Origin of the sequence: Krasilnikovia sp. M28-CT-15 (genome assembly GCF_047159595.1) — a bacterium.
In the GTDB taxonomy this organism is placed as follows: Bacteria; Actinomycetota; Actinomycetes; order Mycobacteriales; family Micromonosporaceae; genus Actinoplanes.
Genome location: NZ_BAAGAK010000001.1, coordinates 5,550,999 through 5,571,169, shown reverse-complemented (window position 1 = coordinate 5,571,169; position 20,171 = coordinate 5,550,999). Strand labels below are relative to the sequence as shown.

Genomic DNA, 20,171 nt, shown 5'->3' with positions numbered 1-20,171 from the left:
GGGGACCCGCCCGTCCACGGACGGGCCGGCCGCGCCGCGCGCCCCGCTTCCCCGCTCGGGCGCCGGCGCAGTCCGGGTGCGCCTACGTCCTCGCCTCCCCGGTGGACGTCGGCGTACCCGGACCGGCCGGGTCCGCCGTCCCGCTTCCGCGCGGGCGGCTCAGGGCCGCTGGAACCCGGCGTCGGCCAGCATCTGCTGGGCCTGGGGGCCCAGCACGTACGCCACGAAGGCCGCGGCGCCGGCCGGGTTGGGCGCGTTCTTGAGCACCGCGATCGGGTACGCGTTGATCGCCTGGGCCGATTCGGGGAACTCCACAGCGTCGACACCCGGTCCGGCGGCCCGGACGTCCGTCCGGTAGACGAGCGCGGCGTCCGCCGCCCCACGCCGGAGGGTCGCGAGCGTCGCCCGCACGTCCGGCTCCCGGGCGACCGGGGTGAGCGCCGCACCGGCCGCGCCGAGCACCCGGTCCGTTGCCGCGCCGCACGGCACCTGTGCCGCGCACAACGCGACCCGCACCCCGGGCCGTGCCAGGTCGGCCAGCGAACGCACCCGCATCGGATTTCCCTCGGGTACGGCGATGACGAGCTGGTTGCGCGCGAACGTGTCCGGGGTGCCCACGGCGTATTCCGCGTCCGTGACCGTGCGCATCGTGGCGGCGCTGGCGGCGGCGAAGACGTCCGCGCGCATGCCGGAGACGACCTGCCGGGCGAGGTCGTCGCTGCCGCCGTACGAGAACGTCGTCTTCGTGCCCGGATGTGCCGCCTCGAACGCGGCCCCGATCTGATCGAAGGCCCCCTTCAGCGACGCGGCCGCCAGCACGGTCACCGAGCCCGCCAGCGCGTCCCCGATCGTCGTGGTCGGCCTGCGGCCGCGCTCACACCCCGCCGAGGACCCCGACAGGGCGAAGGCCAGCAGCGTGGCCACCACCGCCGCGGTCAGCCGCAGCCGTGGTCGCGGCCCGCGTCGGCCCGGTGCTCCGGACCCGGTGCCGCGACGGCGTGCTCGTGATCGGCGTCGCCGCCTCACCCCAGTCCTTCCGCCGCATCTTCCCGGTGGTCGGTCTGGCCACCGGGACTACGGTCGAACCCACCTCGAGGCCGGGATCGGCCCGGAGGTCATCGGGGGACGCCATTCGGGGCTGCCCGGTTGGCCGCAGCAACAGACGCACCTACCGGGAAGAATAGGGCATTGCGCAGATATCGGCGGCCCATCTGAACGGTACGAGCCGCCGCGGCGCAATCGCCGCGGCGGCTCGACAGTCGGTTCCGGATCAGAACGGGGTCATCGTGATCGTGGCGGTACGCGGGTCGCCGTCGTGCACCAGAGACTCCTGGTTCTGCACGTCGTCGAAGGCGAACGCGTACGCCTTGCCGTCGATCATGTTCTGGTGGATCACCTTGGCGTACGTGTTGGGGTCCTCGCCGCGGTAGAAGTCCTTCGCCCCGCCGCTGGGCTGGTTGTCGAGCGTGCCCAGCGTGCCGCGCGTCAGCGCGGCGCACAGGGTCCGGGCGATCGGGCCGACGACCTGGTCGTTGGGCGCCCCCAGTGCGCCGTCACAGCCCCACACGTTCGCGGTGCTGGGCTTCGGGAACGACGCCACCACCTTGCCGGTGCCGTCGGTGAAGTTCAGCACGTCGCCCGAGGTGCGGCCGGAGAACTTCGTGTCCGGCCGGTCGCTGAACGGCGCCACGGTCAGGGTCCGGCTCGCGTACGCGTCCCACGCCTTGTCGATGGCCGTGTCCAGGTACGTCGGGTCCATCAGGCCCGCGTCGGCGGCCTTGCCCGGCGCCAGCACCCGCAGCACCGTGCCGTCGGCGGCCTTGACGACGCTCTTGGCGAAGTCCGGGTCGGTCTTGACCGCGTCGATGACCTTGTCGCGGCCGTCGTTCTTCAGCTCACCGGTCTTGGTCACCGTGCCGTTACCGCCCTGGACGCTGACGATGTGCGGCACCGCGAACATGTCGACCTGCGAGCTGTTGAGGAACAGCCCGCCATTGTCCAGAGTGAACTCGCTCCAGTCGAACAGGATGTTGCGGTTGGGGTCGCCACCGGCCCACGGCGCGGGCTGCACCAGGCCACCCGCGGTGAGCCGGAAGTCCAGCTTCTTGCCGAACGAGAAGTACACCCGGCCGGACAGGCCCTTCGGCACCTTGATCGTGGTGCTGGCGCCGTCCTTCGGCCCGGGAATCGACACGTCCGGCGCGGGTACGGGCTGCGAACCCGCCCCGGGCCACGCCGTGAACGTGCCACCGGCGTCGACGTAGCCGAGCTTGCCGCTCTTCAGGTCGGTGCCGAGGACGTACAGGAAGGTGTCCTCGCCGCGCCCGGTCTTGTTGCTGACCTTCAGCGGCAGCCGGTCCGCAGCCGGGGGCGGCGGGGCGGTGTCGTCGCTGCCGGCCTTGGTGGTCGGGGTCGCCGGCGGGTCCGTGCGGGGCGCCTCGGTCGTGGCGGTGGGCTGCACGGTCGCCTTGGTCGTCACCACCGGGGTGGCGGGCGCCGTGGTGGCGGCCGTCGTGGCGGGCGCGCCGCCGCTGCCCCCGCAGGGCAGGCCGTTGAGGCGGCAGTTCGTGGGCAGGGCGCCGGAGCCGACGAAGCCGAACGAGGTCCGCCCGTCGACCTTGACGTCGCCGTTCCACGGGCGGCTGGTGAACGTGCGATGGCTGCCGGAGGCCTTCATGTCGGCCTCCCAGAAGCTGCCGACCTTGCTGCCCTCCGGCAGGTCGAACTCGACCGTCCACGATGTCATCCGGGATGCCCCGGTGTTCGAGACGGTGACCTCGGCCTGCCATCCGGTGCCCCAGTCGGCGACCGTGCGCAGCGTGGCGGTCGGGGCGGCGGCGGAGGCCGGCAGCGCGATCCAGGCGGTGCCGGCCGCGGCAACGGCGGCGGCGACGGACAGAATCAGTGTTCGCTTGCGGCGCATCGCGGAAGAGCCTCCGAAGATGTGGGAAACAGTTCCCGACGATTATCAGGACTCGGGAGCGCCATGCGGTTCTTTCTTTCGATCAATAAAGTTCTTTTAAGCACGGCCGGTCACGTACGGTCGCCCGCCGATGGCGGTATGCGTCATCGGTGGGCGATAACACTTTTCGAAAGTCATTTTTCCCCGGTCATCGAATTCGGTACGGCCGATGTAGTGATGAATGACCGCCGAATCGGGTCACCGCGCCGCCACCGGATGCTCGCCGTTGTCGTACCGGCGTGCAAGGCTGAAGGCCGGGGCACGCAGAGGGGGCGGCGATGGGGATGGTCGAGGTCGTCGGGCTGGTGTTGCATCCGCGGCGGGACTGCGGTGCCGCGATCGACGCGATCGTGGACTGGGCCGCCACCCGCGACGTCACCGTGCTGGGGCTGCCCGACGAGGTCGGCCGGATCGACTGCCGGGCCGTGCCGGTCTCCGCCGAGGAGCTCGTCGCACGGGCCGGCCTGCTGGTCAGCCTCGGCGGCGACGGCACGATGCTGCGCACGATGCGGCTGGTCGAGGGGCGCAAGACGCCGGTGCTCGGGGTCAACGTGGGCCGGCTCGGCTTCCTCGCCGAGGTCGATCTGCCCGACCTGCCGTCGGCGCTGTCCGCCATCGACGAACACCGGTACACGGTCGAGCCCCGCGCCGCGGTGCGCACGGTCCTGCCGGACGGCACCGAGGTGTCCGCGTTCAACGACATCGCCCTGGTCCGGGTGCCCGGCAGCGGCCTCGCCGGGATCGGTATCACGGTCGAGGGCAGTACCTTCGTCAACTACGCGGCCGACGCGGTCATCGTGGCCACCCCCACCGGCTCCACCGCGTACAGCTTCTCGGCCGGCGGCCCGATCGTCTCGCCCAATGTGGAGGGACTGCTGGTCAGCGCCGCCGCCGCGCATTCGTCGTTCAACCGTTCGCTCATGCTGGCCGCGGGCGAGCACCTGGCGCTCGACGTGCTGCCCACCAGCGGCCGGGTGGCGATCGAGGTGGACGGGATCGTCGCCGGGCACGCCACCGGCGGCGACCGGCTGACCATCGACCAGGCGCCGGGCGCCGCGCAGGTCATCCGGTTCGGCCGCACCTCCTTCTACGAGCGGGCCCGCCGCAAACTGCGCGTCGAGGGCAGCGCCCAGGTCGCGGCGGGCAGCGCCGCGGACGCCACGGTCGTGGACAGCTTCGAGCACTCGCGGTACGAGATCCTCCTCGGCGGCGAGGTCGCCGGGGTGCTGACCTACCGGCGCACCGACGGCCGGGTCGAGTTGCGGCACACCGAGGTCGACCAGGCGTACGAGGGGCGGGGGCTGGCCGGGCGGCTGGCCGCGGCCGCGCTCACCGACGCCCGGGCCCGCGCCACCGCCGTCATCCCCACCTGCCCGTTCGTCGCCGGGTACGTGCAACGGCACCCCGAGTTCCGCGACGTGCTGGCCGTGGAGCCCGATCCAGGGGAGGCTTCCCGATGACCATCGCCCGCTTCCCACCCCGATAGGACGGACCGAGCATGGGCCAGCCCGTCATCCTCACGGTCGACGACGACCCGTCCGTCTCCCGTGCCATCGCCCGCGACCTGCGCCGCCGCTACGGCGAGCAGTACCGCATCCTGCGCGCCTCCTCCGCGGCCGACGCCCTCGACGCCCTCAAGGATCTCAAGCTGCGCGGCGGCCGGGTGGCGGTGATCCTGGCCGACTACCGGATGCCGCAGACCAACGGCATCGAGTTCCTCGAACACGCCATGGACCTGTTCCCGAACGCGCGCCGGGCGCTGCTCACCGCGTATGCCGACACGGACGCGGCGATCCAGGCGATCAACGTGGTGGACGTCGACCACTACCTGCTCAAGCCGTGGGACCCGCCGGAGGAGAAGCTGTATCCGGTGATCGACTCGCTGCTGGAGGCGTGGCTGGCCACGGGGGACCGGGAGGTCGCCGACATCCGGGTGGTCGGGCACCGGTGGAGTGAGCCGTCGTACCAGATCCGGGACTTCCTCGCCCGCAACCTCGTGCCGTACCGGTGGCTCGGGGCGGACGAGCCGGAGGGCCGCCGCCTGCTGGAGGCGGCCGGGGTCGGCCCCGAGTCCATCCCGCTGGTCGTCACGGCCGACGGGCGGGCCCTGGCCCGGCCCGGCACCGCCGAGGTCGCCGAGGTCGCCGGGTTGTCCACCGCACCGAACCGCGACTTCTACGACCTGATCATCGTGGGCGGCGGCCCGGCCGGGCTCGGCGCCGCGGTGTACGGCGCGTCCGAGGGCCTCAAGACCCTGCTGGTGGAGCGGCGGGCGGTCGGTGGCCAGGCCGGGCAGAGTTCTCGGATCGAGAACTACCTCGGATTCCCCGACGGCATCTCGGGCGCCCAGCTCACCGACCGGGCCCGGCGGCAGGCGGGCAAGTTCGCGGCCGAGGTGCTCAACACCCGCGAGGTGGTGGGGCTGCGCACGGACGGCTCGGCGCGCACCCTCACGTTCGCCGACGGCGGTGAGGTCTCCGCGCACGCGATCGTGCTGGCCACCGGGGTCGCGTACCGCCCGCTGGTGGCCGACGGCGTCGCCGAGCTCACCGGGGCCGGGGTGTATTACGGCTCGGCGGCCACCGAGGGCCCGTCGTGCTCCGGCTCCGACGTCTACATCGTCGGCGGGGCCAACTCGGCCGGGCAGGCCGCCCTGTTCTTCGCCCGGTACGCCCGCACGGTCACCCTGCTGGTGCGCGGCGACTCGCTGGAGTCCTCGATGTCGTACTACCTGATCCAGCAGCTCGACCGGATCGACAACATCACGGTGCGGACCCGCTCCGAGGTGGTCGCCGCCGAGGGCGAGGGTCACCTGCAGGCGATCACCATCTGCGACGGCAAGACCAGCCTGCGGACCACGGTCGAGTGCGGCTCGCTGTTCATCTTCATCGGCGCGGAGCCGCGCACCGACTGGCTCGGCGACATCGTGGCCCGCGACGAGCGCGGCTTCGTCTACACCGGCCCGGACCTCTTGACCAACGGGCAGCGCCCGCCGGGATGGGATCGCGACCGCGACCCGTTCTACCTGGAGTGCAGCGTGCCGGGCATCTTCGCCGCGGGCGACGTGCGAGCCAACTCGGTCAAGCGGGTGGCCTCCGCGGTCGGCGAGGGCGCGATGGCCGTCACGCTGGTCCACCGGTATCTGGAGGCGCGATAACCATGACCGACGTCGAGGCGGTGCGGCTCGTACCCTGCGAACCCGGTCAGCTCACCACGGATGAGCTGCGGAGCCTGTTCCTGTTCGAGAAGCTGTCGGACGATCAGCTGAGGTGGATCGCGGAGCACGGCTGCACCATGCGGGTCCCGGCGGGCGGGCTCGTGCTGCGCGAAGGCGACCCGGCCGACCAGTTCTTCATGCTGCTCAGCGGCACGATCTCGCTGACCCGCCGGGTCGGCGACGACGACGTGCAGACCGTCCGGACCGAGCAGCGCGGGGTCTACATGGGCGCCACCCAGGCGTACCTGCGCGACGACGGGGTTCCCCGCACCTACCAGGCGTCGATGCGCGCGCTCGACGACGCCGAGTTCTTCGTCATGCCCGCGGCCGACTTCGGCCACATGATGCGCGACTGGTTCCCCATGGCGATCCACCTGCTGGAGGGCCTGGCCATCGGCATGCGGGAACGCCAGGCCGTGGTCAGCGAGCGGCAGCGGCTGGCCGCCCTCGGTGCCCTGTCGGCGGGGCTCATGCACGAGCTGAACAACCCGGCCGCCGCGGCGTCGCGGGCCACCAGCGCACTGCGCCAGCGGGTCGCCGGGATGCGCCACAAGCTGGGCATGCTGGCCGCCGGCAAGGTCGCCCCCGCCCAGCTCGACGCGCTGGTGGAGCTCCAGGAGGAGGTCATCGAGCGGGCCGCCAAGGCACCCGTCCTGACCGCGATGCAGGCCGCCGACCGCGAGGACGAGCTGGGCGACTGGATGGAGGAACACCAGATCACCGGCGCCTGGGATCTCGCACCGGTCTTCGCCCAGGGGGGCATCGACACCGACTGCCTCACCGAGATCGAGCGCAAGATCGACGCGGGCCTGCTGGACCAGGCGGTGCACTGGATTGGGTACGCGATGGAGACCGAGCAGCTGATGAGCGACATCGAGGACGCCACCGGCCGGGTGTCCTCACTGGTCTCCGCCGCCAAGCAGTACTCCCAGATGGACCGGGCGGCACACCAGTGGATCGACGTGCACGCGGGGATCGACAGCACCCTGGTCATGCTCAACCACAAGATCGGCGACGGGATCACGGTCGTCAAGCACTACGACCGCACCCTGCCGCAGGTCCCGGCGCACCCCGCCGAGCTGAACCAGGTGTGGACGAACCTCATCGACAACGCCATCCAGGCGATGGACGGCGCCGGGACGCTCACCATCTCGACGTACGCCGACGACGACCACGTCGTGGTCTCCGTGGGCGACACCGGGCCCGGCGTCCCGGAAAACCTGCGCAAGCGGGTGTTCGAGCCGTTCTTCACCACCAAACCCGTGGGACAGGGCACCGGGCTCGGCCTCGACATCTCGTACCGGATCGTGGTGAACGGCCACGGCGGCGACATCCGGCTGGAGTCACAGCCGGGCGACACCCGCTTCCTGGTGCGACTGCCGGTGGCCGAGCCGCCCTCAGCATGACCGTCAGAGCAGGCCGCGCACGTAGGCGGCCTGGCCCACGTGCTGGGCGTCGTCGTCGATCACGCTGACCAGGCGGACGCCGAGGGTGACCGGTGGGTCCCAGCGGTCGTCGACCACGCGGTCCAGGTCATCCGGGCTCAGCCCGGCGATGTAGTCGCGGGTCCGCGCGTGCACCGCGGTGTAGTAGTCCACCAGCGCCTGCCAGCTGTCCGGCCGCACCGCGGCGACCTCGGCCGCCGTGTGCCCGTACCCGGAGTCGTCGGGGTCCGGCTTGCGCCCGAAGCGGGCCGCCCAGTCGCCGGTCAGGTAGACCTGTTCCGCGTCGAGCAGCTCGGCCACGTGGGAGTCCTGCACCCGGGTCAGGTGCCACACCAGCCAGCCGATCGAGTTGGCGCCAGGGGCCGGGGCCCAGTGCAACTGCTCCGGGGTCAGGCCCTCGACGGCGCCCCGGACCAGGTCGGGCAACCGGCCCAACGCCTCGTTCAGTGTGTCGCTCACGTTCACCGTGCACGCTCCTTCGGGCTGAGTGACCTCCGGATTGTCCCCCGGCGTCAGCGTTTCCCGACGCGCGCGCGGCCGAACCATCCGCGGTCGGCCAGGACCTCGCGCATCGGCCGCACGGTGAGCCCCTGCTCGTCGGCCAGCCGCTGGCGGGCCAGCCGCCGGGTCCGCAGGATCCCGAGCACCCCCAGCCCGCCGACCAGGTACTGCACCGACATGGCGAGCTTGAAATCGGTGATGCCGTACCCCGCGCGGCCACCCGTGCGGGCGTCCAGGATCAGGCCGACCAGCAGGATCGTGACCAGGGACGCCACGAACCCGCCCGCGTTGACGATGCCGGTCGCGGTGCCCAGCCGGTTCGGCGGGTTGAACGTACGGGCGAACTCGAAGCCGATCATCGAGCCGGGACCGCCCAGCCCCAGGGCCAGCACCAGCAGGACGAGCAGCGGCAGCGGCGCCCGGCCCGGCCAGGCCAGCACGAGCGCCCAGGCGAGCGCGTTCGCGCCGATGACCCCGAGCACCAGCCAGGAGCGGCGCATCGGATGCCGCTGCACCAGCACCCCGATCACCGGCCCGGCCGCCATGCCGGTCAGCACGAACACGGTCAACAGCAGGCTGGCCTGCCCCCGGGACAGCCCCTCGCCGGCCACCAGGAACGGGTAGCCCCACATGAGGGCGAACACCGTACCGGTGAACTGGGTGCTGAAATGGGTCCACAGCCCGAGCCGGGTGCCCGGGTGGCGCCACGCGGTCGCCAGGTCGGCGCCCAGCTGGCGTGGCGTCATCGCCGCGCCGGAGCTGATCCGACGCTGCGGGGTGTCGTGTAACGCCACGAGCGCCAGCAGCCCCACGAACACCCCTGTGCCCGCCGCCGCCCCGAACGCCGTGGACCAGCCCTGCCCGGCCAGCAGCGCCGCCAGCGGTACGGCGCTGAGCACCTGCCCGGCCTGCCCCATCAGCCCGGTCAGCTGGGTCAGTACCGGCACCCGGCGGGCCGGAAACCACTGCGGCACCAGGCGCAGCACGCTGATGAACGTCATCGCGTCGCCCGCGCCGACCAGCACCCGGGCGACGACCGCACCGCCCATGTCGTGGGTGCCCGCCATCAGCGCCTGACCCGCGGCCATGAGCAGCGCGCCGCTCACCACGAGCCGCAGCGACCCGAACCGGTCCAGCAGGACCCCGACGGGCACCTGTAGCGCGGCGTACACGAGCAACTGGAGGACCGCGAACGAGGCGAGGGCACCGGCTCCGACCTGGAACCGGGCCTGCGCGTCGAGCCCGGCGACGCCCAGTGAGGTCCGGTGCAGCACCGCCACGACGTACGCGGACAGGCCGATACCCCACACCGCCCAGGCCCGGACCTCGGGTCGCAGGGCCATCTCACGCCTTCCCGTCGTGCGGGCAGAATCCGCCGTCAACCCTGCTGGCGATCCCTTCCGAGAACAACGAGGTGCCTCACAATCCCCCCGTGTGGCGCGTCACTCTCGCGCGGTGTCGTGGCCTTCGGTGGAGAGGCTCTCGATCTGCCGGATGGCGTCGTCGACGTCGCGACTGAGCTGCTCCACCTGGGCACGCTGGCGCTCGGCGAGGTCGTGCACCTGGCTTGTCGTCCCGGTGATGCCGGTCACGGAGCCGGCCATCGTGCGGACCGTTGCGGACATCGCCAGCATCTCGCGCTCCAGCTCACCCACGATCGTGGTGATCTCGTCGGTGGATTCGGCGGTCGACGTGGCGAGGTTCTTCACCTCACCGGCGACGACGGCGAAACCGCGCCCGGCCTCCCCGGCCCGGGCCGCCTCGATCGTGGCGTTGAGCGCGAGCAGGTTCGTCTGCGCCGCGACACCGGTGATCATCTCGGCGATGCCGGCGACCCGGCGCAGGCTCCGGCCCAGCGCCTCGACCGCCTGTTCGGCCTGCCCGGCGTGCTCGACCAGGTCCCGGCTGGCGAGGTGCGCGTCGTCGATCCGGTCGTCGATGTCCCGGGTGGCGGTGCGCACCTCGGCGACGTGTTCGACCACACCGCCGAGCCGGTCCACGACCGCGCTGGAGGTCTGCTCGACCGTTTCCCGTGCCTGCCGGCGCGACTCCTGCTGGATGCGCTCCTGCTCGGCGTACGTCTCGCGCAGCTGCTCCTCCCGCTGAGCCTGTTCGGCTCGCAGCGCGGAGTCCTGTGCGGCCAACGTCTCCAACATCGTGTCGATCGTCGCGGCCAGGGCCCCGATCTCCCCGTCCCCGGAGTGCCCGATGCGCAGGGAGCGGTCGCCGGAGGCGATGACGGCTTCGGTCGTCCGCCGCAGCGGTCGCACCCGCTGACGGACGGCCCGGCGGGACAGGATCTGGACCGCGCCGATCAGCAGCAGGGTGCCCACCGCGGTCACCAGGAAGATCTGGTTCGCCATCTGCCCGGCCACCTGGTGGATCGGCCGGTCCCGCACCGATCGCAGCACCACCTGGCCACCGTTGATGGTCGGCACGACCGCGTCGACGGCGACCTGGGTGCCGTTCAGGGTGGCGGTGCTGACCGCGATCTTTCCGAGCTTGCTGGCCAGCACGGACCGCTCGGCCGCCCCGTCCTGCTTCTGGGCCACCCGCGCCAACGGCAGGTCCACCTCGGCGCCCAGCTTGGTCAGGGCCGCCGGATCCAGCGACTTCAGATAGATCAGTCCACCCTTGGCCGGCGGGTCCCCGCTGCTCGGGTAGGCGGCGAAGCCGCAGAACAGGTAGGCGCCCTCGGCCGCGCCGACGATGCCGCACACCCCGTCGCCCGCCTTGGCCTGGGGGTTGAACAGGCGGCGCAGCATGGCCGGGTCGCGCAGCTCGGCGGGGGCCGCGGCGAACTCGTCGCTGTTGTCGCCCTCCACCAGCCCGCCGACGCGGGGCGCGCCGTCGAGTCCCACGCCGAGCACGCCGTCGACGACGCCGGTGCCACGCAGGTAGTCCGGTTCGAAGCTGTCCAGGAAACCCGGGCGGTCGCCGGCGGCGACCTGGTCGGCGGAATCGTCCCACACCGAGTTCGTGGCGCCGAACGTGCTCAGCAGGGCCACCTGGCTGTCCAGGGCGATCCGCAACCGCTGGGCGTCGCGGGCCAGCTGGTTGGCCTCCAGCTCCTCGAACGGGCCGGTCGCGACCGCGCGCAAGGCGAGGAAGACAGCGGTCAACACGAGAAGGCCCGCCCCCACGGGGCGGGCCCAGCGCAGAAGCCGAAGGGTCACGTACGTTACATCGGTTCGGGGCCGGAACACCGCCAGCATCGGTCACCGTGACGGTCGCCACGAACCGTCGGACCCTTTCCGGCGACGGCCGCCGATGCTCCGGCGGCCGTCGTTGCGATCACGGGATCGGGGCGGATGCCCGCAGGTGTCTCGCCAGCCAGTCGACGGTCACCCGCAGGTATTCGGCGCGGGCGTCGCGGTGCAGCAGTTCGTGCCCCTCCCCGGGGAACAGCAGGTAGTGATGCGGCACCCCGCGCTCGGCCAGCGCCGCGACGACCTGCTCCGACTCGATCACGGGTACGTTGCTGTCGTTCGCGCCGTGCACCACCAGCAGCGGAGCCCGCAGCCGGTCGATCCGGGTGATCGGCGACAGGTCGTGCAGCAGTGCGGCGTCGGCGACCGGGTCGCCGTACTTGGTGACCGCGGCGGCGGCGATCCACGGCTCGGTGTGCGCGTAGAACGTGGCGAAGTTCGACATGCCGCAGACGTCGACGCCGACCGCGAACAACTCCGGGTATGTGGTCAGCGCGGCCAGCGTCAGGTAACCCCCGTACGAGCGGCCCGCACAGCCGACCCGGGCCGGATCGGCGATTCCCGCCGCGGTCAGGTAGTCGACGCAGGCGGCCACGTCGGCGATCGCGGCGTACCGCAGCGGGCCGTTGTCGGCGGCGACGAAGCCGCGCCCGAAGCCTGACGAGCCGCGGACGTTCGGCGCGAAGACCGCGATGCCGTGCGCCACCAGCGACTCGAACAGCGGGCTGTGCCCGGGCCGCTCCTGCGCCTCGGGGCCGCCGTGCAGCCACAGCACGGCAGGGTGCGGGCCGCCGTCTGCGGGCCGCAGCAGCCATCCGGTGATCTCCAGGCCGTCGTGGGACCGGAACGCGTGCAGCACCGGCCGCACCGCGCCCACGACAGCCGGTTCCACCGAGATCGGTCGCACCGCAGCGTCTGCGGTGGCCGGATCGGCCGAGGCAGGCCGGGGATGGTCGTGGTAGGCCCAGACGCCGTGCGGCTGCCCCGGCCCTTCGGCCGTGAACGCCAGCGTGTGGCCGTCGGTGCTCCACACCAGTCCGCCGATCACGGTGCCGGGCAGCGGATGCACGACGCGGCGCCCACCGTGGGCGAGGTCGAGCAGCGCGAGTTCCGACTCCCCGCCACGGACGTTCCACAACACCGCGAGGGTACGGCCGTCCACGGTCAGCGCGAACGATTCCACCTCCCCGCGCCCGGCGTCGGCGAGCACGGTCACGGCTTCGTCCACCCGGATCACCACGGGGAACTCGCCGGCGTCGCTGACCGCGTACACGGTGTGCCCGTCCGGGCCGAAACAGCCCTGCTGGCCGTCGGTCACGTACCGTTCCAGGCCGCTGCGCAGGTCGCGCACGACCAGCCGGCGGGCCCCGCGCGGGCCGCGGCGCAGCAGCGCCCGGCCGTGGTCCGGGCTGACGTCGAGCAGCGCGATCAGCTCGCCCTCCGCGACGACGTGCCGCTGCCCGGTCTCGGCGTCGACGAGCAACGCGCGGCTCAGGTTCTCGGTGACCGCCAGCACCGCACGGCCGGGCAGCCAGCGCAGGGTGTCCGCGGTGTCCGCGCCGAAGCCCGCCACCTGATGCAGCGCGGAGCCGTCGGGGCGCACCAGCCACGCCTCGTGCCGGGGCGCCCCGCCGGGACTGACCTGGCAGGCCAGCCAGTCGCCGCCGGTGGACCAGTGCACCGCGGCGACCGGCTCCCCGCCGGTGTCGACGCTGACCGCCAGATCACTGCCGACCGGCTGCACCCAGATCTGTGGGGTGCCGCCGCGGTCGGAGACGTACGCCGAGTGCCGGCCGTCCGGGGACAGGGCCGGTGACGAGCAACCGGCAGTGTCCAACGCCGTCCGTCCGGTGGGCAGGACCGCGCTGTTGTGCTGACCGTTCACCCGGGACTCCCCATTCGTCAGATCCTCTTGTCCTGCAACCACATCTCCAGGACGGCCAGCTGCCACAGCTGGTTCGCGCCGAGTGTGGTGCGGGGCGTGTTCGGGTCGGCCAGCAGGGCGTCGACGTACTCCGCGCGGAACAGTCCCCGGGACCGGGCCTCGGGTGCGTGCAGCGCGTCGCGTACCCGTTCCAGGATGGGCCCGGCCAGATGCCGGATGGCCGGGACCGGGAAGTAGCCCTTCGGCCGGTCGATCACCTCGGCGGGCACGAGGCCGCGGGCCGCGTCCTTGAGTACGCCCTTGCCGTCCTGGGCGAGCTTGAGTTCCGGCGGGCAGGTCGCCGCCAGCTCCACCAGTTCGTGGTCCAGGAACGGTACGCGCGCCTCAAGCCCCCACGCCATCGTCATGTTGTCCACCCGCTTGACGGGGTCTTCCGTCAGCATCACCTGCGAGTCCAGACGCAACGCCGCATCGACCGCGGTGGCCGCGCCCGGGCGGCCGAAATGGCCCGCGACGAACTCGCGGCTCACGTCGCTGCCGGCCAGCCAGTCCGGGGACAGCTGCCGGGCCAGCGCCGCGTGCGGGCGGTCGAAGAACTCCCGCGCGTACGCGTCCACCGCGGCCGAGCGGGCCACCCCCGACAGCGGCGGATACCAGCTGTACCCGGCGAAGATCTCGTCCGCGCCCTGGCCTGACTGCACCACCGTGACCTGCTGCGACACGTCCTCGCTGAGCAGGTTGAACGCGACGCAGTCGTGACTGACCATCGGCTCGCTCATCGCCGCGACCGTCCGCTGCACCGCGGGCAGGAAGCGCTGCCGTCCGATCCGGATCTGGTGGTGGTCCGTGCTGAACTTGCGGGCCACCAGATCGGAGTACGCGAACTCGTCGCCGCTCTCCCCGGCCGCCGCCTCGAAGCCGATGCTGAACGTGGTCAGTCCGCGCTGCCCCTGCTCGGCCAGCAACGCCACGATGTAGCTGGAGTCGAGTCCGCCGGAGAGCAGCACCCCGACCGGCACGTCGGCGACCATCCGCCGCTGCACCGCGGTGCGCAGTGCGTCGTGCACCTGCTCGGCCCATTCACCCGGGCTCAACGGCCGGGTCCGCTCGAAGGACGGCTGCCAGTACACCCGCTCGACGCTGGTGCCGTCGGCCTGGATGGTCCGTACGGTGGCCGGCGGCAGTTTGCGGACCCCGGTGAGGATCGTGCGCGGCGCCGGGACGACGGAGTGGAACGTCATGTAGTGGTGCAGGGCCACCTTGTCCAGGGACGTGTCGACGTCACCGGCGGCCAGCAGGGCGGGCAGGGTGGAGGCGAAGCGCAGCCGCCCGGCGGTTTCGGCGAGGTACATCGGTTTGATGCCGAGCCGGTCGCGGGCCAGTGTCACCGTGCCGGTGCCGTGCTCGACGATCGCGAACGCGAACATGCCGAGCAGGTGCCGCACGCAGTCCGCGCCCCACCGGTGGTACGCCTTGAGGATCACCTCGGTGTCCGAGGTGGAGCAGAACCGGTAGCCCTCGCCGCGCAGCCGTTCCCGCAGTTCCCGGTAGTTGTAGACGCAGCCGTTGAAGACCAGGGTGAGCCCGAGCTCCTCGTCGGTCATCGGCTGCGCGCCGGTCTCCGACAGGTCGATGATCTTCAAACGGCGGTGCCCGAACACGACCGGTCCGCGCCGCCACACCCCTTCGCCGTCCGGGCCGCGCGACGCCAGGTGCGGCAGCATCCGCCCGACCGCGGCACCGTCCGCCGCGTGGCCGTCGAAGCGCAGTTCGCCGGCGATTCCACACATCCGTTCCTCCTCGAGCAGTGGCCCACGCGTCCCGTCCCGGGTCCGCGCGGACTGTTCGCGACCGGTGTCCGCAGCGCCTGGGTTACGCGCTGTCCAGGAGCCAGGTGTCCTTGGCGCCGCCGCCGCGCGACGAGTTGACGATCATGCTGTCGGCGGGGGCGACCCGGGTCAGCGCGGCGGGCGCCACCACCGACTCGGTGCCGGTGAAGACGAACGCCCGCAGGTCGACGTGGCGTGGGGCCAGTTCGTGTCCGTCGAACACCGGGTGGGTGGAGAGCTGCACGACCTCCTGCGCCACCCAGCGGTGCGGGGCGGCGAGGATCTGGCGGCGCACCGCGGCCAGGTCCTCCGGCGAAGCGTGCGGGCCGATGACGACGCGGTCGCCGCCGTACCCGTCGACCGGCTTGCAGACCAGCTCCGGCAGGCGTCCCAGCACCTCGGCCCGCTGTTCCTCGATGCCGCACAGGTAGGTCGGCACGTCCGACAGCAGGGGCCGTTCGCCGAGATAGTAGGTGATCAGCTGCGGCACGTACGCGTACACGGCCTTGTCGTCGCCGATGCCGTTGCCCAGCGCGTTGGCCAGCACCACCGTGTCGGCGTGCAGCGCGGCCACCAGGCTGGGGCCCAGCGGCATGCCGTCCGCCTTGGGGGAGTGCACCAGGCTGTCCTCGCCCATCCGCAGGTAGATCACGTCGACGCGGTGCCGGTGGCCGTCCGCCAGCCGGTACACGATCCCGTCGTCGACGAGCAGGTCCGTGCTGCGCACCACCGGCACACCCATCTCCTCGGCCAGCATCCGGTGCTCGAACCATGCCGAATCGTCCGGCCCCTGGCTGAGCAGCACGACGGCCGGGTCGTCGCCCGCGGCGGGTCCGGCCGCGTCGCGCAGGGCCCGCAGCAGCATCTCCGGTACGCCGTCCGGTGAGGCCAGGCCGGCCGGGCGGGGCAGCTCCGGCAGGACCGCATCGGTGAGCCGCCGGTTCTGCATCGCGTACGCGATCCCCGACGGCACGCGCAGGTTGTCCTCCAGCACGCACCACGTGCCATCGATGTCGCGGACCAGGTCGACGCCCGCCACCTGGGCGCGTACCGCGGGCCGGTGCAGCAGGGCGCCGCTGGGCCGCAGCTCCGGTGAGCCCGTGACCACCCAGCCGGGGATCACCCCGTCGGCGATCGCGGCGCGCTCGCCGTACACATCGTTGACGAACGCGTCCAGGGCACGGACCCGCTGCACCAGCCCGGCCCGCAGGCGCGCCCAGTCGTCCGCCGCGACGATGCGCGGAACCAGGTCGAACGGGAACAGCCGGGTGGCGGCGTCCCCGGCCACGCTGAACGTGACCCCGCGAGCGCGCTGCTCGTCGTCCTTGGCGTCCTCGCGGCGCCGCAGCCCGGCCGGGCCGAGGCTGCTCAGTACGTTCAGGATGCCGTGATAGCCGGGGGCCACGTCGCCGCCCGGGAACGCCTCATCACCGATCGCCGCGTACGGGGTGAGCCCCGCGGGCACACTCTGCCCCTGCGGGCCGATCCCGGTCGCGCCGCCCCGGGTGTCCGCGAGCAGCAGATCGACCACGTCGGACAGCCGTCCCCGGCGAGCCATGGCCCGCCGCTGCCGGGCCGCCGAGCTGCCCCGGCTCAGGGCCGACACGGACAGGTCGAAGACCTGCTCCCAGTCGCCCAGCTCCTCCAGCCAGGGGCGCAGGTCGGCGACGAGCCGTTCCACGGCGACCGCCGCGAACACCGGGGCGGGGGAGCGGGGCAGGTCGAGCAGGGCGCCCTCCAGGCCGGAGCGGGCGGCCCGCCACATCGCCGCCCGGTGCAGCGGCGCCCGGACCTGCGCGGGCGGCTGCCCGGCCCGGTGCTCCTGGCGGGCCCGCAGCACCAGGGCCCGGAACAGCCCGGCCAACAGCACCACGGTGTCGACGTCCGGGCAGGCGTCGGTGACCCGCAGCTCGACCGTCGGGACGTGTGCGGACGGCCGTACATCGAAGTAGATCATCTTGGGGTCGGTGATCGTGCCGGACGCGATCAGGTCCGCGACCAGCGCGTCGTGGTCCGCCGCCGAGGTCACGGTGCCGCTGTCACCGGCGGTCGGCCAGCGCATCCAGATCAGCGACCGGGTGCTGGCGTAGCCGGAATCCTCCAACATCCAGTACGGCGAGCTGGCCGACAACGCCAGCAGCACCGGCAGGTATGGGGTCACCCGCTGCGCCACCGCGACCGCCTCGTCGCGGTCCGGCACCCCGACGTGCACCTGCGCCCCGCAGATCAGCTGCTCGCGGACGAGCAGCTGGTAGTCGTCCAGCATGCGGCGAAACCGCGACGTCGGCGTCACCGGCGGGCTGTCCAGGTTCACCAGGGGTACGGTGCCCGCGGCCACCAGTCCCAGCCCCTGCGCCTCGGCCACGCCGATGGCCCGGCGACGCAACGCGACGATGCCGTCACGCAGCTCGTCCAGGTTGGCCGCGACCGGGGTGTTGGTCTCCACCACGGAGCGGTGCAGCTCGGCCGAGTAGTGGTTCGGGTCGAGATGGGCGAGCACCTCGGGCGCGCGCGGCACGAGCTCCCGGGTGCGCAGGTCCACGACGTGCAGCTCTTCCTCGACGCCGAGGGTGAGATCCGCGCGGCCCGGCGCCGTGGCGCCGTCCTCGGTGGCGCTCAGTGTCTCCGTCATGCGATAACCCGCCTCTGTCATTCCGTCCGGAGAAGCAGCCCTGATTCGGGAGCCTGGCCACCCCGTGTGCCGAACATGTGACGTGCCCATTTCCGACGGAAACCAAGCGTGTCGATCATTACGGCGGGCAGACCGCCACGGCCCGTGATGCGTCCACCGCATGATCTTGTCCAGCGCGAGCCAGAACGTCCCGTTACCTGCGCCCGGCGGCCCCGACCGATATCGTCGAAGCGCAGCACCAGGCGATTTCGGTCGAACGGAGGGTCTGGCAGATGGGCGAATTCGACCGCGCCGCGCATCAGGAGTTGCGGACCGCGCGGCTGTCGCTGCGCCGTCCCACCTTCGCCGACATCGACGCCATCTACCGGATTCACACCGACCCTCGGGCGTGTGCCCACAATCCCGGGGACATGTTGGCCGACCGCGCCGAGGCCGAACAGCGTTTCGGACGCTGGACCGGGCACTGGGACCAGCACGGTTTCGGCTACTGGACCGTCCACGGACGCGCCGAGCTCCCCACCGATCATCCACTCGGCTTCTGCGGGATCAAACTGATGCGCCTGCACGGCCGCATCGTGCACAACCTCTTCTATCGCCTCGATCCGCTGATCTGGGGCAACGGCGTGGCCACCGAGGCTGCTGGCGCGGTGGTCCGATGGGCGACCACCCACCCGCCCAGCCGTACCGTCGTCGCCCGGATCCGGCCCGCCAACGCCGCGTCGCTCAAGGTCGTCACGCGCATCGGGCTGCGGCGCGCCCGGCAGTTGGACACTGTGGGGTACGACGGCCCGGAACTCATCTACACCTCGAACGGCTGGACGCGGGCAAGAAGCCGGCCCGGCTCGCCGCCGGTGGGCTGATCCGGCCGCGCCGTCCCGATGGGGTGGTCGTCTCCGCTACTCAGGCTGGCCGGCGAGTTCGGTGAGGAGCCTCTCGACGCGGTTGCGGATGTCGTCACGGACGGCACGGACGACGTCGATGGGTTGTCCGGCGGGGTCGGTGAGCTGCCAGTCTTCGTAGCGTGTGCCGGGGTGGTAGGGACAGGCGTCGCCGCATCCCATGGTGACGACCACGTCTGACGCCTCGACCGTGCCGGCATCCAGCAGCTTGGGCTGCTCGCCGGTGATGTCCACGCCGACCTCCCGCATGGCCTCCACAGCGACCGGATTGATGGCGTCGGCGGGCGCCGAGCCCGCGGAGCGGACCTCGACGGTGTTCCCGGCGAGGTGGCGCAGCCATCCGGCGGCCATCTGGGAGCGACCGGCGTTGTGCACGCAGACGAACAGCACGCTGGGCTTGTCGGACATGGGCTTGTCGGACATGGGCTTGTCGGACATGATCCGGCTGCTCCTGAGCTCGGGTGATGGTGGGGTGTCGTCGTTCACGACACCTCCTCGGCGGCGAGGCGGGGAACGGTGACCTGGTCGGCGGCTCGGGCGGCGTCCGGGTACCACCAGCCGATCCCGGCCACCGCGACAACGGCGCCCATCACCTGTGCGGCGACGAACCCGGGCACGGAGCTGGGGGCGATTCCGGCGAAGGTGTCGGTGAACGCCCGCCCGATCGTGACCGCCGGATTCGCGAACGACGTCGACGACGTGAACCAGTACGCCGCGCCGATGTACGCGCCCACCGCGGCCGGGGCAGCATTGGTGCGCCCGGAACGCGCGAGCGCGAAGACGAGAAGGACGAGCCCCGTGGTGGCGACGACTTCGGCCAGCCACAGGGTGCCGCCGGTGCGCGGGTGGTGCGACCAGGCGACCGCCGGGCGGCCGAACATCACGTCCGCGAGGACCGCACCGGTGATCGCACCCGCGGTCTGGGCGGGCACGTAGGCGGCCAGCTCCCGGGGCGTCAGGCCGGAATGCGCCGATCGGCCGCACCACCAGTCGACGGCGGAGACGACCGGGTTGAAGTGCGCTCCGGAGACCGGACCGAAGGTCAGGATCAGCGCGGCCAGCGCGAGGGCGGTCGCGACCGCGTTCTCCAGTAGTTGCAGGCCGACATCGTGGGGAGAGAGCTGGGTGGCGGCGATGCCGGAGCCGACCACGGCTGCGGTGAGCAGGGCGGTGCCGGCGAATTCCGCCGATGCGCGGCGGGCGAGGCTCACGCGGGCGCCCCGGCGGTGGTGTCGGAGGGGTCGAGAAATTGCGACAGCCCAGCCAGCTTGCCCGGGACGACCCAGTAGTAGACCCACGTGCCCCGGCGTTCGCAGTCGACCAGCCCGGACTCGCGGAGCTGCCGCAGGTGGTACGAGATGGTGGGGCCGGTGAGGTCGAACGCGTCGGTGATCTCGCACACGCAGACCTCGCCGCCTCTGCGGGCCGCGATCAGCGACAGGACACGCAGTCGCACCGGGTCGCCGAGCACTTTGAACGCGCGGGCCAGCTCGGCGGCCCCGCCAGGGCTGAGCGCTTCGGCGACCATCGGCGTGCAGCAGGCGGCGGTGTCGATCACCGGCAGATTTTTCCTAGACACCGCTCTAGGTTGA

Annotated in this window: 15 protein-coding genes; 4 read left to right on the top strand and 11 right to left on the bottom strand. The window is 72.2% G+C overall.

Features of this window, described 5'->3' with window-relative positions; genetic code table 11:
- Positions 1–159: 159 nt before the first annotated feature.
- Together modA and ACMCNO_RS25555 are read right to left on the bottom strand one after the other, a co-directional pair.
- On the bottom strand, positions 160–945 hold the full coding sequence (modA, locus tag ACMCNO_RS25560) for a molybdate ABC transporter substrate-binding protein (RefSeq protein WP_412753807.1): 786 nt from the start codon (positions 943–945) through the stop codon (positions 160–162).
- Between the two features lie 325 nt (positions 946–1,270).
- Complete coding sequence (locus ACMCNO_RS25555; protein ID WP_412751987.1) at positions 1,271–2,923, bottom strand: beta-1,3-glucanase family protein; 1,653 nt, start codon at positions 2,921–2,923, stop codon at positions 1,271–1,273.
- A 317-nt stretch (positions 2,924–3,240) separates the two neighbouring features.
- On the opposite strand from ACMCNO_RS25555, the gene ACMCNO_RS25550 reads away from it, so the two are divergent.
- The 3 genes from ACMCNO_RS25550 to ACMCNO_RS25540 are packed head-to-tail and all read left to right on the top strand — an operon-like array spanning position 3,241 to position 7,585.
- Positions 3,241–4,422 (top strand): NAD(+)/NADH kinase, encoded by a 1,182-nt coding sequence (locus ACMCNO_RS25550; RefSeq protein ID WP_412751986.1) that lies wholly within the window; start codon positions 3,241–3,243, stop codon positions 4,420–4,422.
- Between the two features lie 38 nt (positions 4,423–4,460).
- Positions 4,461–6,119 (top strand): FAD-dependent oxidoreductase, encoded by a 1,659-nt coding sequence (locus tag ACMCNO_RS25545; protein WP_412751985.1) that lies wholly within the window; start codon positions 4,461–4,463, stop codon positions 6,117–6,119.
- A 2-nt stretch (positions 6,120–6,121) separates the two neighbouring features.
- Positions 6,122–7,585 carry an ATP-binding protein gene (locus ACMCNO_RS25540; protein WP_412751984.1) on the top strand — a complete coding sequence of 488 codons (1,464 nt, stop codon included), beginning with the start codon at positions 6,122–6,124 and terminating at the stop codon, positions 7,583–7,585.
- 3 nt (positions 7,586–7,588) lie between these two features.
- On the opposite strand, the gene ACMCNO_RS25535 is transcribed toward ACMCNO_RS25540, so the two are convergent.
- The 6 genes from ACMCNO_RS25535 to ACMCNO_RS25510 all read right to left on the bottom strand — a co-directional run bounded on the left by ACMCNO_RS25535 (position 7,589) and on the right by ACMCNO_RS25510 (position 17,680).
- Positions 7,589–8,089, bottom strand: coding sequence for a mycothiol transferase (locus tag ACMCNO_RS25535; RefSeq protein ID WP_412751983.1), 501 nt, complete (start codon positions 8,087–8,089; stop codon positions 7,589–7,591).
- 47 nt (positions 8,090–8,136) lie between these two features.
- Positions 8,137–9,468, bottom strand: coding sequence for an MFS transporter (locus ACMCNO_RS25530; RefSeq protein ID WP_412751982.1), 1,332 nt, complete (start codon positions 9,466–9,468; stop codon positions 8,137–8,139).
- 99 nt (positions 9,469–9,567) lie between these two features.
- Complete coding sequence (locus ACMCNO_RS25525; RefSeq protein ID WP_412751981.1) at positions 9,568–11,301, bottom strand: methyl-accepting chemotaxis protein; 1,734 nt, start codon at positions 11,299–11,301, stop codon at positions 9,568–9,570.
- 118 nt (positions 11,302–11,419) lie between these two features.
- On the bottom strand, positions 11,420–13,219 hold the full coding sequence (locus ACMCNO_RS25520) for a S9 family peptidase (protein WP_412751980.1): 1,800 nt from the start codon (positions 13,217–13,219) through the stop codon (positions 11,420–11,422).
- Between the two features lie 17 nt (positions 13,220–13,236).
- Positions 13,237–15,009, bottom strand: coding sequence for an N-acetylglutaminylglutamine amidotransferase (locus tag ACMCNO_RS25515; protein ID WP_412751979.1), 1,773 nt, complete (start codon positions 15,007–15,009; stop codon positions 13,237–13,239).
- Positions 15,010–15,091: 82 nt separating this feature from the next.
- The gene (locus ACMCNO_RS25510; RefSeq protein ID WP_412751978.1) at positions 15,092–17,680 is read right to left on the bottom strand and encodes a glutamate--cysteine ligase; all 2,589 of its coding nucleotides are present in this window, start codon (positions 17,678–17,680) and stop codon (positions 15,092–15,094) included.
- Positions 17,681–17,952: 272 nt separating this feature from the next.
- Between ACMCNO_RS25510 and ACMCNO_RS25505 the strand changes: the two genes are divergently transcribed.
- Positions 17,953–18,540 carry a GNAT family N-acetyltransferase gene (locus ACMCNO_RS25505; RefSeq protein ID WP_412751977.1) on the top strand — a complete coding sequence of 196 codons (588 nt, stop codon included), beginning with the start codon at positions 17,953–17,955 and terminating at the stop codon, positions 18,538–18,540.
- Between the two features lie 36 nt (positions 18,541–18,576).
- Here ACMCNO_RS25505 and ACMCNO_RS25500 read toward each other — a convergent pair whose 3' ends face one another.
- The 3 genes from ACMCNO_RS25500 to ACMCNO_RS25490 form a co-directional block, all read right to left on the bottom strand.
- The gene (locus tag ACMCNO_RS25500) at positions 18,577–18,987 is read right to left on the bottom strand and encodes an arsenate reductase ArsC (protein WP_412753806.1); all 411 of its coding nucleotides are present in this window, start codon (positions 18,985–18,987) and stop codon (positions 18,577–18,579) included.
- Positions 18,988–19,061: 74 nt separating this feature from the next.
- On the bottom strand, positions 19,062–19,790 hold the full coding sequence (locus tag ACMCNO_RS25495; RefSeq protein ID WP_412751976.1) for an aquaporin: 729 nt from the start codon (positions 19,788–19,790) through the stop codon (positions 19,062–19,064).
- Positions 19,787–20,107 carry an ArsR/SmtB family transcription factor gene (locus ACMCNO_RS25490; RefSeq protein ID WP_412753805.1) on the bottom strand — a complete coding sequence of 107 codons (321 nt, stop codon included), beginning with the start codon at positions 20,105–20,107 and terminating at the stop codon, positions 19,787–19,789. The genes ACMCNO_RS25495 and ACMCNO_RS25490 overlap by 4 nt, the downstream gene beginning before the upstream one ends.
- Positions 20,108–20,171 lie beyond the last annotated feature (64 nt).